This is a genomic window from Halanaerobium sehlinense (assembly GCF_055379485.1).
The window spans coordinates 115080-128481 of record NZ_AP042442.1; the positions used below are offsets into that span (position 1 = coordinate 115080).

Genomic DNA, 13402 nt, shown 5'->3' on the forward strand with positions numbered 1-13402 from the left:
TGCTTTTGAGCCTACTTAGAAAGGACTAATTATTATGGGTAATTATATTTATGCTCTGATAAAATTTGGTAAAGAAAAACATATAAAAAGCTTTCAGAATGGTATATTATATATGAATCCCCTTTCTTATTTTAAAGGGATAGAAGAACAAGATAGATCAAGGGGAGATAAAAATGAAGGACTACATAGGTATATACAGCCGGAATTCGCAAACATTAAGATTGGTGATCATGTAATTGACAATAATGATATTACAAAACCTGTAGAAATAAGAAGAGATAAAGAACAAGGTGCTAATTTGTTTTGCATGTATGCTATTGATTTCAAAAGATTAAAAAACAATGAATTTAAATTGAAACTAAAAAAAAGAAATGAATGAATTTGGTGACACTGGCTTGATTATTTTAGATTGTCTTGAATTCTTTAAAAAAATTAATGCAGCGATTTATTTAGAAAACAAAAAGTTATATAATGATGCAATTGAACCATTAGGAGATGGATTAGTTGAATATGTTGATAAAAACACCTATAGTGGTAGGATGGGTTTATTTAAAAAGTTTAAGGGCTATAGTCATCAAAATGAATTCAGAATAGCGTTAGATGTACCAGAATCCTTATTAGATATCAATGATGTTTTTAAACTGGATATTGGAGATATAAGTGATATTACAAAAATATTTAAAACCAGAGAATTTGATAATATAATGGAAATAAAGATTGAATAAATAGTGATCAAAATTTTAAATTAAACAAATTATAATTTATGGAAGCTTTTAGTTCAAAAACCCCATCCAATCAAGAACAAAAAATCTTGACTTTTTCACCTAAATAATGTAGTCTAAATACACGTAGGGATAATCGAATCAGAAGTGATGAAACCTAAAAGATCAGATGCTTTTCAAATTTTCATACTGGAAATTTTACTTAAATAACTCTAAATATTTTCTAAAAATGGTCTTTTTTATTGTCGTCAAGACAGCTTACTAACTAACTTAAACAGCTCACAAAGGCTGTTAGTTCAATGAATATAATTTTTTATTAAAAATCACTTGACGATAATAAGAGTAACTGTTATAATATTTATTGTTGCTTAAGAAAAGTTTTAGCGTGCGCCTGTAGCTCAACTGGATAGAGCGTCTGACTACGGATCAGAAGGCTAGGGGTTCGACTCCTCTCAGGTGCGCCATTTTAAATATTAAGCCGCCAAAAAATGAGCGGTTTTTCAATAAAATATATTTTACTTTAGTAACTAAAGCAGCTGATCTTAAAACCAGCTGCTATTTTTTATGCGAAAATTTATTTATATGTGATTTCAATCTACTTATTAACTGATTTTAAGGCAAATTTTTCAGAGAAAATCCTTGCAAAAAATATTGGCAGCTGTTATAATAATTGATGTTGCAAGTTGAAAAATTGCATTATTTACAGGAGATATTCTATGGAAGATGATATAAAATATATGAAAATGGCTCTGGCAGAAGCTAGGAAGGCTTACCAAAGAGCTGAAGTTCCAATCGGTGCAGTTGTTGTCTGTAATGATCAGGTTGTTGGCCGTGGGTTTAATCTCCGGGAGCAAACTCAGGACCCAACTTCTCATGCTGAAATGATTGCTCTGAGAGAAGCTGCCGAAAATGAGGCTAGCTGGCGCCTGGAAGACTGCCAGCTTTATGTGACTCTGGAACCCTGTCCGATGTGTGCAGGAGCAATTCTGCAGTCTAGAATTAAACGTCTTGTTTATGGAGCCAGTGATCCCAAAGCGGGAGCTGTTGATAGCCTATATCAGCTTTTAAATGATGGGCGTTTTAATCATCAGGTAGAAGTTAAAAAAGGTGTTATGGAGGATGAGTCAGCTCAGCTTTTAAAAGATTTTTTCCGTGAGTTAAGACAACGGAAGGATGGGTGAGTCTGGCTGAAACCGCTCGACTCGAAATCGAGTAGACAGTTCTGCTGTCTCGAGGGTTCAAATCCCTCTCCTTCCGCCATTAGATTTTGATCAACCATAGAATTGTATATAAATTTTCAAAGTAGAGACTTAGAATTGGAGTGATTGGATTTATCCTACCTCCAACTTCTTATATCCTACTTCTTTTACGGAGAGGTGTCCGAGTCTGGCTTAAGGGGCCCGCCTGGAAAGCGGGTGTAGGCTCAAACCTACCGAGGGTTCGAATCCCTCCCTCTCCGCCATTAAAATTTTATAATTTTTGTTAAGATTTGGCCGCACTAGATGGGGTGGTAGCGGTACCCTATAACCTGCAACCCGCTATAGCAGGATTGATGCCGTGGCTGAGGATTTTTTCTTTCAGGGTCTGGCCCTGATAAGTAGTGTTGACAATTGGGTCTCGCGCAATGGAGTCTTGTGAACCCCGTCAGGTCCGGGAGGAAGCAGCGGTAAGCAAGTCGCTCCATGTGCCGCGAGGGTGCCTGGTTCGAGCCAACTGTCAGGGTAACGCCTGGGAGAAAATCTTCGAAACACGGTGTGCGGCCACTTTTTTAAAACACCCGGAATAGGGTGTTTTTGTTATATAATACTATTTTAGAGGTGAAAAAAATGTCCTTTCTCTCTCTTTACAGAAAATATCGGCCTGAAAATTTCAATGATTTAATTGGGCAGGATCAGGTTAAACAGACTTTGAAAAATGCTTTAAAAAATGACAGAGTTGCTCATGCCTATCTTTTTGCTGGGCCTAGAGGTACAGGCAAGACTTCGACTGCAAAGGTCTTTGCCAAATCTCTTAATTGTGCTAACCCATCTCCAGAATTTGAGCCGTGTGGTGAGTGTAATTCCTGTCAGCGTATAGAAAAAGGAAACTCTCTTGATGTAATTGAAATTGATGCTGCTTCCAACCGTGGTATTGATGAAATTAGAGAACTGAGAGAAAAGGTCAAATTTTATCCTGGAGAAGGCAAGTATAAGGTTTATATCATTGATGAGGTACATATGCTGACTAAAGGTGCTTTTAATGCTCTTTTAAAAACTTTAGAAGAACCTCCAGAAAGTGTTGTTTTTATTTTAGCAACAACTGAACCACATGAGGTTATTACAACAATTATGTCACGCTGTCAGCGTTTTGATTTTAGCCTTTTAACTTTAAATAATCTTAAACAGCGTTTGAAATTTATTGTGGATTCTGAGGGTTATGAAATTGAAAAAGAAGCTCTTGATATTTTAGCACGTAGTGCTAGAGGTGGAATGAGGGATGCAATTAGTCTTTTAGATCAGGCAATTTCTTTTAGTGACGGTCAGCTCAATGCAGAGGAAATCACAAGAATGCTTGGGCGAATTGATAAATCAGATTTAAAACAATTTTTAATTTATTTAAGTAAAAAGCAGAGCCAACCTGCTTTAGAATTATTAAATAAGCAATTAGAATCTGGTTTAGGAATAGAAAGGTTTAGCGATGAGTTGATTGAATATTGTCGCGAGTTGCTTTTGATAAAAGAATGTGGTATTGATTCTGGAATCTTGGAGTATTCCCAAAGCTATTTAGAAGAAATTTCTTCTGTGGCTGCTAATTTAAGCACTAAAGAGATAACCAAAATCATAGATGAATTTGCTTCTTTAAAAGAAAAATTACGTTCAAGTTCTAGACCCCGTTTACAATTGGAGATAAGTGTTATAAAATTAAGTAGTAGAGAGAGCAGTGGCAGTGGATTAGAAGCTAGACTCTCTGAAATTGAATTTAAACTAAATAATTTATTAACTAAAAAAGATAGTTCTAATCTCAAAAAAGAAATGCCTTCTAAAAATTTGGATCTAAGTTCTGAAGCGGCTGAAGATGATATTAATAAAGAGACAGTTGAGCCTATAAATGAGAACTCAGTTCAGCAAAAAAGTGAGGCAGAAGAGGACTCTAAATCTGAAAGAAAAAGAAAGTCTAAAGCTTCAGCAGTTGAGGAAGATGTTAAAACAGATAAAACTGCTGGAACAGGAAATCTCTCTTTAAAACAGGTCAAAGATAATTGGGGTCAAGTCTTAAACGAAATTAGACAGCTTGATGTTTCTGTACAGGCACTTTTAAGAGAAGGAGAACCACTGGCTGTAGATCAAAAAACAGTCACTATAGCTTTTCCTGAAACTAAGAAATTTCATTATAAAGGTGCTGTTTCGAACAAAGCACTGATTATTGGGGTTTTAAGAAATGTTTTAAATGAAGCTGTAGAGTTAGAGCTGCAGCTTGGTATTAAAAAAAAAGAAATAAATGAAACAGATTTTAATCAAACTGGAAATAATGATCCTTCTGTAGTTGAAGATAAAAGCAGTAGTCAAAAGAACAAAAAAACTAAAACACCGGCTTCTAAATCTAAGCTAAAAAATAATGATTTCGCTGGTGATTTAGATATAGAAAATCTGGCCAGAATATTTTCTGGTGAAATTATTGAAGTAGACCAAACAATTTTGGAAAATAGGGGAGGAAAATAAAATGAATATGCAAAAAATGATGAAACAGGCACAAAAGATGCAGGCTAAGATGGCTAAGATGCAGGAAGAATTAGAAGAAAAGACACTTGAAGCTACTGCTGGTGGTGGAGCAGTTAAAGTAGTAGTTAACGGTAAGCAGGAAGTCGTTGACCTACAGATTGACCCGGAAGTAGTTGACCCAGAGGATGTAGAAATGCTTGAAGATTTAGTTCTGGCAGCTGTTAATCAGGGTATGAGAGAAGTTCAAGAAATGGTAAATGAAGAAATGGGTAAAGTGACTGGTGGAATGAATCTACCAGGGATGCCTTAATGAATCCATATCCTAAACCTATGGGGAAATTGATCGGCGAGCTCAGTAAACTGCCTGGAATAGGGCCTAAAACTGCTCGCCGTCTTTCTTTTTATATACTGGGTCAGCCCAAAAATGATGTAAAAAATCTCGCAGATGCTTTAATTGAAGCGCGCGAAAAAATAAATTACTGTTCTAATTGTAATCACTTAACTGAAGGTGAAACCTGCTCTTTCTGTCAGTCAGAAGAAAGGGACCGGACTTCAATTTGTGTAGTAGAAAGTCCACGTGATGTTGTGGCGATGGAAAAGACTGGAGAGTACAATGGTCTTTATCATGTACTGCATGGAGCTATTTCACCAATGGATGGAATCGGACCAGATGAAATAAAAATTAGATCACTTATTCCTCGGCTGGAAAAAGACCAGGTTAAAGAGGTTATTGTGGCAACAGACCCTAATGCAGAAGGTGATGCTACCGCAATGTATCTTGCTAAACTGATCAAACCTCTAGGGGTTAAGGTGACTCGCATAGCTCACGGAATTCCTGTTGGAGGAGATTTAGAGTATGCAGATGAGGTCACTCTTTCCAAGGCCTTAGAAGGAAGAAGAGAATTATAGTATGTGCAGCTTCCGTTTGCGGAAGCATAAAATGGCAAATATTTAAGGAATCCACTATTTTTAGTCAGGAATAGTGGATTTTTTAAAAAGGAAGTAATCCCATCATCATTTATGGAAATAAATGGTCCTGTAAACGGTAGGTGTACGTTAATTCGCTTGACATTTGGCTGCTGCTTTGTTAAAATACTTAAAATATTAGATTCATTTTCGGATAATAAATATCCAATGATTATATTCAATTACATATATTTATAAAATTCTATAAGTATTAATTTTCACAAAAATCTAGGAGGTTGGTTATGGAAAAAATAATTAAAGAAGGCTTGACTTTTGATGATGTTCTGCTGGTACCTGCAGAATCTAATGTAGTCCCAAAAGAAGTAAGTACAAGATCTAAACTGACTGATGAAATTTATTTAAACACACCGATTATCTCAGCTGGAATGGATACAGTTACTGAAGGTGATATGGCGATTGCAATGGCTAGAGAAGGTGGACTTGGTGTAATCCATAAAAATATGCCAATTCAGGTTCAGGCTGCTGAAGTTGACCGGGTAAAACGTTCTGAAAGTGGAGTTATAGTTGATCCTTTCTTTTTGTCTCCAGACGCTTTAATAGAAGAAGCAGAGGCTTTGATGTCTAAATATCACATTTCAGGAGTGCCGATTGTTGATAAAGACGAAAAGTTATTGGGGATACTAACAAATAGAGATCTTCGTTTTGTCGAAGATTATAAGCGCCCTGTTTCTGAAGTTATGACTGATGAAGAACTTGTTACTGCTCCTGTTGGAACCGATTTAGAAGGAGCAAAAGAGCAGCTTCGCAAGCATAAAATTGAAAAACTGCCAATAGTAGATGATGATGGAGTCTTAAGAGGTTTGATTACTATTAAAGATATTGAAAAAGCAAAACAGTATCCACTTGCTTCTAAAGATAAACAGGGAAGATTATTAGCTGCAGCAGCAGTTGGTACTGGTGCAGATACCGATGAGCGTGTTGCTGCTTTAGTTGAAGCTGGTGTAGATATTTTAGTTATTGATACAGCACACGGACATTCTCAAAATGTATTGAATGTAGTAGAAAAAATTAAAAACAAATATCCTGAATTACCTATAATAGCTGGAAACGTAGCAACAGCAGAAGCAACCGAAGCTTTGATTAAAGCGGGCGCGGATGTAGTTAAGGTTGGAATTGGACCTGGTTCAATTTGTACAACTAGAGTTGTTGCAGGAGTAGGTGTCCCTCAAATTACAGCAATTAATGATTCTGCTCAGGTAGCTCAAAAGTATGGTAAAACTGTTATCGCAGATGGTGGTATAAAATACTCCGGAGATATTGTCAAAGCTATTTCTGCAGGTGCCAGTACAGTTATGATCGGAAGCCTACTGGCAGGTACAGAAGAGAGCCCGGGTGAATTAGAAATTTATAAAGGCAGAAGTTATAAAGTCTATCGAGGAATGGGTTCAGTTGGAGCAATGAAAAAAGGAAGTAAAGACCGTTATTTCCAGGAAGACGAAACTGAAGCAGAAAAATTTGTGCCTGAGGGAATTGAAGGAAGAGTCCCATATAAGGGTACTTTATCAGAAACCATTTATCAGCTGGTTGGAGGGTTAAAATCAGGTATGGGTTATTGTGGAACTCCTGATATTGATACTCTAATTAATGATTCAAAAATGATAAAAATATCTGCAGCTGGCCTGCGTGAGAGTCACCCACACGATGTTAAGGTGACAAAAGAAGCTCCAAATTACAGTGTTGATTAAAACTAAAATTATTATTTGAGATTAACTCTCTGCTTTATCTGCAGAGAGTTTTCTTTTGCGATCAAAGTTCTGTTAACGCTGCAGCCTTTGTTGCTAGTTTAACAGAAAAAAGTAAAGAATAGTAATACTATAATATTTGAAAGTTAAGATATAAATCGGATTAAATTAATATTAATTTATATAAAAGTTTTAAACAGGGGGAATTAATAATGAGCGATAAAAATAGACAGGAAGAGAATTTAATAATTATTGGTGGTGGACCTGGTGGGTTATCTGCTTCAATTTATGCTGCTAGAAATGGAGTAGCCCCACTTGTCTTAAATGGACCAGAGCCTGGAGGGCAAATTACAACAACCTCTGAATTAGAAAATTATCCTGGTTTTCCAGAGCCGATTGGTGGTTTTGAGCTAACACAAAAAATGACCGAACAGGCTGAAAATTTTGGTGTACGTTTGGAATACGAAAGTGCTGAGAAAGTTGATTTTTCAGGAGATAAGTTCATTGTAAAAACAGAAGCTGGAGAATATATCGCAGATTCTATAATAATTGCCACTGGAGCTGAACCAAAAACTTTAGGTTTGGATAAAGAAGACAGTTTGCGCGGTAATGGTGTTTCTTATTGTGCAACCTGTGATGCTGCTTTCTTTAGAAATAAAGAAATTGCAATTGTAGGTGGTGGAGATACAGCACTATGGGAGGCAACATTTTTAGCCAAATTCGCCTCTAAAGTATATATCCTGCATCGACGTGATAAATTTAGAGGGGCTAAAATCCTTGGTGATCGAGTCAAAGCTAAAGAAAACATCGAGATTCTTTGGGATACAGAAGTTAAAAGTCTCAAAGGCGAGAATAAATTAGAAGGTCTTCGCATTTTCAATAATAAAACAAATGAAGAGAGTGACCTTGATGTAGATGGATTGTTTGTGGCTATCGGACATCATCCAAGAACAGAATGTTTAAATGGCCAGATAGAACTTGATGATTATGGCTATATAATAACAGACAAAAAACAGCATACTAATATTGAAGGTGTTTTTGCTTGTGGTGATGTACAGGATCCTGACTACAGACAGGTTGTAATTGCTGCTGGTTCAGGAGCTAAGGCTGCAATTGAGGCTTCTGAATATATTGAAGAAAAAGAGGATTCTTTTCCAGCAAAAGAAGTTAAAATGAAAAATCAAAATACAGATAGCAGTGATGATGAATCAGCTGATCAGGAAAAGAATGAAGGCGGCTTAAGTTTAAGTCTTAATCTAGATTAATTTATCACAGCTCCAGGTTAAATTTTAGCTTTAGATTAATTTTTTGATTAAAAAAACACTTTTTAATAAGGGTTAATTAAGAGTCGACAAAACACTTCTTGTGGTAGTTCAAGGATGTTTTAGTCGGCTTTTCTTTTATTGCATTAGCAGATTGATTATTATATAATTAATATATAAATAAGATTATTTTAACAAAGTTTGAGAGGGGCTGACAGTTTTGGCAGAAGGTTTTTTTATCACGTTCGAAGGTATTGAGGGTTCAGGTAAAACAACACAAATTAATCTGCTGGCAGGTTATTTGCAAAAAAAGGGATATGAAGTTTTGGTTACTAGAGAACCGGGAGGAACTCTATTGGGTGAGAAGATTAGAAACTTACTTTTAGATCCTCAATATGATTCTATGGATTATCGAACAGAAATTCTTCTATATGCTGCTGACAGAGCTCAACATGTTAAAGAAAAGATAAAACCAGCTTTAGAAAAAGGGAAAGTAGTTATTTCTGATAGATTTGTAGATTCTAATTTAGCCTATCAGGCAGCTGGACGCGGCCTGGATTATGAAATGGTGTATCAGATTAATGATTGGGTAATTGATTCCACCTGGCCGGATTTAACATTTATTTTAGATATTGATATTAAAGATGGCTTAAATAGGGCGAGAGCTCAAAGTTTTGATGCTGAAGGTGATAGATTGGAAAGAGAAGTGGATGAATTTCATCAGCGGGTAAGAGAAGCTTATTTAAAAATGGCAGAAACAGAACGTTTTGCTCTGGTAAATGCTGGTGACAGTATAGAAAATGTCCAAAAAAAGATAGAAAATATAATTAGCAGGAGGTTATTCTAATGGAAAAAAGAGCAAAAACTGGAAAAACAGTTAAGATGGTAATTGCTGTTGTCCACGATCATGATGCGTCTGATCTTCTGGAAGCCTTAACAACATCAGGTTTTCAAGCAACTAAAATGGCTTCTACAGGTGGTTTTTTAAGGGAAGGAAATACTACTTTTATGATTGGCTCTGATGAAGGTCATGTAGAAGAAGTTTTAAATATAATTAGAGAAAACTGTGAAGCACGCAAAAAAACTGTGGCACCAATGTCACCTGTTGCTAACTCACTGGAAGGATATTACTCTTTCCCAATGGAAATTAAAATTGGAGGAGCAACTGTATTTATTATTGATGTAGAACAATTTATTAAAATGTAAATTAAAAGGAGTTTTTAAATGAGTTTTGACTCAGTTATTGGTCAAGAAGAAGCTGTGGAAATCCTACAGGATGAAATAGAAAAAGATCGAATCAGCCATGCCTACCTCTTTTCTGCAAAAAAAGGCAGTGGTAAAACAAAACTGGCTTTTGAGTTTGCTAAGGCCAGTTTTTGCGAAGAGTCTGAAGATGACAGCTGCGGCAGTTGTCTTAACTGCAGAAAAATGGACCACCAGAATCATCCTGATTTTAAAATAATTTCTGTGCTTGAGGGTAAAACTGCTATTTCAATTGATCAGATTAGAGAACTAAAAAAAGAAATAGCTTATAAACCCTATGATAGTGATCATAAAATATACATTATTGAGCCTGCAGAAAAAATGACTAAGCAGGCGGCTAATTCGCTTTTAAAAACTTTAGAAGAACCACCAGTTTTTGTTACACTCATTTTACTAACAGAAGATAGCGGCAAATTATTGCCAACAATTGTATCACGCTGTCAACAAATTAAATTAAGTAGTGTTAGACAGGAAAAAATTAAAGAATTACTTTTAGCTGAAGGGTTAAATCCAGAACAGGCAGCTATTATTAGTAAAACAGCGGCTGGAAGTCCAGGGAGAGCTCTGGATATTGTCGAAATAGAGGATTATTTTGAGCAGCGCCAGCAAATTTATGATTTTTTAAAAGATATTAAAGCTAAAAATACTATAGAAATTTTTAAAATAACAGAAAAATTGGTCTCACTGCTTAAAAGCGATTTTCCCTGTTTTAATTTGCTATCAGACTGGTATCGCGATATAATGTTGATTAAACAGGATTATCTGGATGCAGTGATAAATAAAGACTATTTAGAAGAGTTGACAATTTTGGCAGAGGAATTAAGTCTGCAGAATATTATTCAGAGTTTAGAGCTAATATCTGAGAGTGAAGAATATATAGAACGAAATATACGTGAGGAACTTAGTTTAGAAGTCTTGTTTTTTAAACTGCGCCAGCCTGATCAAGAATAGATAAATGAGGTGTATATTTTAATGAATACGGTAGTTGGAGTAAGTTTTAAAAAGGCCGGAAAAATTTATTATTTTGATCCTGGTGAACTCGAAATAAAAACTGGAGATTATGTAATAGTAGAAACTGCCCGGGGCATAGAATATGCCGAAGTAGTTGTTGGTAAAAAGGAAATATCAGATGATGAAATTGTTGCTCCTTTAAAAGATGTAATTAGAAAGGCAACTTTAAAAGATAGAGATAAACATGAAAAAAATCTAGAATTAGAAGAAGAAGCTTATGATATTTGTTTAAAGAAAATTGATAAGCACAATCTGCCAATGAAGTTGATAGATGTAGAGTATACATTTGATCACAATAAAATTATATTTTACTTTACAGCAGATGGTAGAGTTGACTTTAGAGAACTAGTTAAAGATTTGGCATCGGTATTTAAGACTAGAATTGAATTAAGGCAGATTGGAGTCAGAGATGAGGCCAAAATGCTTGGTGGCCTGGGGCCCTGTGGATTACCAGTTTGTTGTGCCACTTTTTTGAGAGATTTTCAACCAATCTCAATCAAAATGGCCAAAAAACAGGACCTTTCACTTAATCCTTCCAAAATATCAGGACTCTGTGGACGCTTAATGTGCTGTCTGCAGTATGAGTCTCAAACTTATAAGAGTTTGAAAAAGTTAATGCCAAATGTAGGCGAAAAAATAAATTTAGAGATGGGTAAAGGAAAAGTTGTAGACAGGAATCTTGTTAAACATACAGTAGAAGTTGATATTGGAACAGAAGAGAATTTAGAAGTAAATGTAGATGACTTAGATGAATATGATTTAAATTGATTGGAAAGGAAGGAAAATTAATGGATCAGGAAATATTGAGCAGCCTTGCCCATTTTCAGGAACAAATAGAGGCCCTTTCCCTTCGATTTCATAAGCTTAAAGATATTACCTATCAGCTTTATAAGGAAAATGAAGAACTTCAGCGAGAGAATGAGGAGTTAAGGTCTCTTCTTTTTAAGGATCAGGAAGAAGCAGAGGAAACTGTAGTTGAAAAAGAGGGTTACAGTAATTTAATTCATATTTATGATGAAGGCTATCATGTGTGTCCTTTAAGTTTTGGTGAAAAAAGAAAAGGGGATTGTCTTTTCTGTTTAAATCTGCTGGAAAATCAGGGTAAGGAGAAATAAGTGATGGAAGAGATTCATTATTTAATAGAAGATGAGCTTGAAATTATACAGGACGATAGATTCTTTAAATTTGGAACTGATTCTGTACTTTTAGCAAATTTTGTTGAACTCCGAAACGGAGATAAAGTAATTGATCTTGGTACAGGCAGTGGTGTAATTCCACTGCTTTTAGCATATAAAAATACGAATGTAGAGGTAACTGGAGTTGAGATTCAGTCGGAAGCCGCTGATTTAGCAGTGCGGAATGTAAAATTTAATAAATTGGAAGATAAAATTAAAATTATTAATGCTGACCTCTGTAGTCTTAAGCCACAGTTTAAGGCTGGTAGTTTTGATGTCGTTGTTTCAAACCCGCCTTATCTGCCCGTAGAGGGTGGAAAAATGAAGGAAAATGATTTTGTTGCAATTGCAAGACATGAAATTCATGCTGAGCTGGAAGATGTAGCCGCAGAAGCTGCTCGTCTTTTAAAATATGGAGGTCACTTTTTCCTTGTTCACCGAGCTGAAAGATTAACAGAAGTTATTGAGGTTCTCGCCAAATATAATTGTCAGGCAAAGGAATTGCGTCTTGTTCAGGCTCGAAGGGACAAGGAGGCTGATATTTTTCTGTTGAAGGCCAAAAAGGGGGCCAATCCCGGGCTTAGAGTTAAACCAGTACTTATAATTTATCAGGATAACAGCAGTGAATATACAGCTGAATTAAAAGAAATATATGGTCAAAAGTAACAGCAAAGATGGCTGTTAATATAAATTTTAGCAAATTAATAGACAGAGATTGGAGGTTGTTTTTTGCAAGCAGCAAATCTTTATTTATGTGGTACCCCTATCGGTAATCTAGATGATGTAAGTCAGAGGCTGCTGGCTACTTTAAAAAAAGTAGATCTGATTGCCTGTGAAGATACTCGCAGAACCCAAAAACTTTTAAATTATTTTTCTATCAAAACAAAGTTAATTAGTTATCATGAGCACAATGAAAAACAGCGGAGCCAGGAGTTAATTGATCTTTTAAAATCAGGCAGTGAAGTTGCACTGGTTAGTGATGCTGGAATGCCTGGGGTTTCTGATCCCGGAGAGATTCTAGTTAAGCAAGCAATAACTGCAGGAATTGAAGTTGTTCCAATTCCTGGACCGAGTGCTTTTTTAGCAGCATTAGTAGTTTCTGGTTTGGACCTTTCATCTTTTTCATTTAAGGGTTTTATTCCCCGTGCTGGCCAAAAACGCCAGGTTTTTTTGGAGGAATTAGCTTTAGCTAGAGATACTACAGTTTTTTATGAGTCCCCTTACAGGTTGAAGCAAACACTAAAAGATCTGAGTGATTTTAGTACTGAATTAGCTGCAAGGGAAACTGTTGTAGCCCGTGAAATAACTAAAATTCACGAGCAGAAATATTATGGGACTGCAGCAGAACTAGAAAATGAATTGAAGAATCAGGAAATCAAAGGAGAAATAGTAATAGTTATTGCTGGTAGAAGCGAAATCAAAGAAGAAAGTGAAGGTTGGGAAAATTTAAGTATTTTAGAACATCTTCAGCTTTTAATTGAAAGTGGAATGACAAAAAAACAGGCAATCAAGAAGGTTGCAGAATTGCGTGATCTTCCTAAAAGTGATGTTTATAAGGAAGCGGTTGTCATTTCAGTTGATAAAAATAAATTTGAATAAACA

At 35.6% G+C, this 13402-nt stretch carries 15 protein-coding genes, 3 tRNA genes and 1 other RNA gene; all 19 read left to right on the forward strand.

The features are described from left to right. Positions 1-112: 112 nt before the first annotated feature. The 19 genes from ACZ446_RS00520 (at position 113) to rsmI (ending at position 13399) form a co-directional block, all read left to right on the forward strand. Positions 113-379 carry a hypothetical protein gene (locus tag ACZ446_RS00520; RefSeq protein WP_464393219.1) on the forward strand — a complete coding sequence of 89 codons (267 nt, stop codon included), beginning with the start codon at positions 113-115 and terminating at the stop codon, positions 377-379. Beyond that, positions 372-725, forward strand: a complete 354-nt coding sequence (locus tag ACZ446_RS00525; protein WP_464393220.1) for a hypothetical protein — start codon at positions 372-374, stop codon at positions 723-725. Before ACZ446_RS00520 ends, ACZ446_RS00525 begins: the two co-directional genes overlap by 8 nt. Positions 726-1109: 384 nt before the next feature. After that, a tRNA-Arg gene (locus ACZ446_RS00530) sits at positions 1110-1186 on the forward strand. Positions 1187-1438: 252 nt separating this feature from the next. Further along, positions 1439-1903 (forward strand): tRNA adenosine(34) deaminase TadA, encoded by a 465-nt coding sequence (gene tadA / locus ACZ446_RS00535; RefSeq protein WP_464393221.1) that lies wholly within the window; start codon positions 1439-1441, stop codon positions 1901-1903. After that, positions 1890-1982 (forward strand) — tRNA-Ser (locus tag ACZ446_RS00540). The genes tadA and ACZ446_RS00540 overlap by 14 nt, the downstream gene beginning before the upstream one ends. 110 nt (positions 1983-2092) lie before the next feature. Further along, positions 2093-2184 (forward strand) — tRNA-Ser (locus tag ACZ446_RS00545). 31 nt (positions 2185-2215) lie between these two features. Next, positions 2216-2482, forward strand: an RNA gene (gene ffs, locus ACZ446_RS00550) — signal recognition particle sRNA large type. Positions 2483-2548: 66 nt separating this feature from the next. Continuing rightward, entirely contained in the window at positions 2549-4420 is a 1872-nt protein-coding gene (dnaX, locus tag ACZ446_RS00555) for a DNA polymerase III subunit gamma/tau (protein WP_464393222.1), read from the forward strand. A 1-nt stretch (position 4421) separates the two neighbouring features. Continuing rightward, entirely contained in the window at positions 4422-4730 is a 309-nt protein-coding gene (locus ACZ446_RS00560; protein WP_464393223.1) for a YbaB/EbfC family nucleoid-associated protein, read from the forward strand. Beyond that, positions 4730-5329 carry a recombination mediator RecR gene (gene recR / locus ACZ446_RS00565; RefSeq protein ID WP_464393224.1) on the forward strand — a complete coding sequence of 200 codons (600 nt, stop codon included), beginning with the start codon at positions 4730-4732 and terminating at the stop codon, positions 5327-5329. The genes ACZ446_RS00560 and recR overlap by 1 nt, the downstream gene beginning before the upstream one ends. Positions 5330-5628: 299 nt before the next feature. Next, positions 5629-7092, forward strand: a complete 1464-nt coding sequence (guaB, locus tag ACZ446_RS00570) for an IMP dehydrogenase (RefSeq protein ID WP_464393225.1) — start codon at positions 5629-5631, stop codon at positions 7090-7092. 209 nt (positions 7093-7301) lie between these two features. After that, on the forward strand, positions 7302-8354 hold the full coding sequence (trxB, locus tag ACZ446_RS00575; RefSeq protein WP_464393226.1) for a thioredoxin-disulfide reductase: 1053 nt from the start codon (positions 7302-7304) through the stop codon (positions 8352-8354). A 217-nt stretch (positions 8355-8571) separates the two neighbouring features. Next, positions 8572-9198, forward strand: coding sequence for a dTMP kinase (tmk, locus tag ACZ446_RS00580; RefSeq protein ID WP_464393227.1), 627 nt, complete (start codon positions 8572-8574; stop codon positions 9196-9198). Beyond that, a complete protein-coding gene (locus ACZ446_RS00585) occupies positions 9198-9557 on the forward strand; it encodes a cyclic-di-AMP receptor (protein WP_464393228.1) in 360 nt (119 codons plus the stop codon). The genes tmk and ACZ446_RS00585 overlap by 1 nt, the downstream gene beginning before the upstream one ends. Positions 9558-9575: 18 nt before the next feature. Next, a complete protein-coding gene (gene holB, locus ACZ446_RS00590; protein WP_464393229.1) occupies positions 9576-10565 on the forward strand; it encodes a DNA polymerase III subunit delta' in 990 nt (329 codons plus the stop codon). Between the two features lie 21 nt (positions 10566-10586). After that, positions 10587-11393 carry a PSP1 domain-containing protein gene (locus ACZ446_RS00595; protein ID WP_464393230.1) on the forward strand — a complete coding sequence of 269 codons (807 nt, stop codon included), beginning with the start codon at positions 10587-10589 and terminating at the stop codon, positions 11391-11393. A 20-nt stretch (positions 11394-11413) separates the two neighbouring features. Further along, positions 11414-11740, forward strand: a complete 327-nt coding sequence (locus ACZ446_RS00600) for an initiation-control protein YabA (RefSeq protein WP_464393231.1) — start codon at positions 11414-11416, stop codon at positions 11738-11740. Positions 11741-11743: 3 nt separating this feature from the next. Beyond that, a complete protein-coding gene (locus tag ACZ446_RS00605; protein ID WP_464393232.1) occupies positions 11744-12466 on the forward strand; it encodes a tRNA1(Val) (adenine(37)-N6)-methyltransferase in 723 nt (240 codons plus the stop codon). A gap of 63 nt (positions 12467-12529) precedes the next feature. Next, positions 12530-13399, forward strand: a complete 870-nt coding sequence (rsmI, locus tag ACZ446_RS00610) for a 16S rRNA (cytidine(1402)-2'-O)-methyltransferase (protein WP_464393233.1) — start codon at positions 12530-12532, stop codon at positions 13397-13399. The last annotated feature ends 3 nt before the right edge of the window (positions 13400-13402 follow it).

Bases quoted from the DNA above. Each gene is read 5' to 3' on its own strand.
- holB (WP_464393229.1), top strand. From the start codon at position 9,576: ATGAGTTTTGACTCAGTTATTGGTCAAGAAGAAGCTGTGGAAATCCTA.
- guaB (WP_464393225.1), top strand. From the start codon at position 5,629: ATGGAAAAAATAATTAAAGAAGGCTTGACTTTTGATGATGTTCTGCTG.
- ACZ446_RS00600 (WP_464393231.1), top strand. From the start codon at position 11,414: ATGGATCAGGAAATATTGAGCAGCCTTGCCCATTTTCAGGAACAAATA.
- ACZ446_RS00560 (WP_464393223.1), top strand. From the start codon at position 4,422: ATGAATATGCAAAAAATGATGAAACAGGCACAAAAGATGCAGGCTAAG.
- ACZ446_RS00520 (WP_464393219.1), top strand. From the start codon at position 113: ATGAATCCCCTTTCTTATTTTAAAGGGATAGAAGAACAAGATAGATCA.
- tadA (WP_464393221.1), top strand. From the start codon at position 1,439: ATGGAAGATGATATAAAATATATGAAAATGGCTCTGGCAGAAGCTAGG.
- ACZ446_RS00595 (WP_464393230.1), top strand. From the start codon at position 10,587: ATGAATACGGTAGTTGGAGTAAGTTTTAAAAAGGCCGGAAAAATTTAT.
- ACZ446_RS00525 (WP_464393220.1), top strand. From the start codon at position 372: ATGAATGAATTTGGTGACACTGGCTTGATTATTTTAGATTGTCTTGAA.
- trxB (WP_464393226.1), top strand. From the start codon at position 7,302: ATGAGCGATAAAAATAGACAGGAAGAGAATTTAATAATTATTGGTGGT.
- ACZ446_RS00605 (WP_464393232.1), top strand. From the start codon at position 11,744: ATGGAAGAGATTCATTATTTAATAGAAGATGAGCTTGAAATTATACAG.
- ACZ446_RS00585 (WP_464393228.1), top strand. From the start codon at position 9,198: ATGGAAAAAAGAGCAAAAACTGGAAAAACAGTTAAGATGGTAATTGCT.
- dnaX (WP_464393222.1), top strand. From the start codon at position 2,549: ATGTCCTTTCTCTCTCTTTACAGAAAATATCGGCCTGAAAATTTCAAT.
- recR (WP_464393224.1), top strand. From the start codon at position 4,730: ATGAATCCATATCCTAAACCTATGGGGAAATTGATCGGCGAGCTCAGT.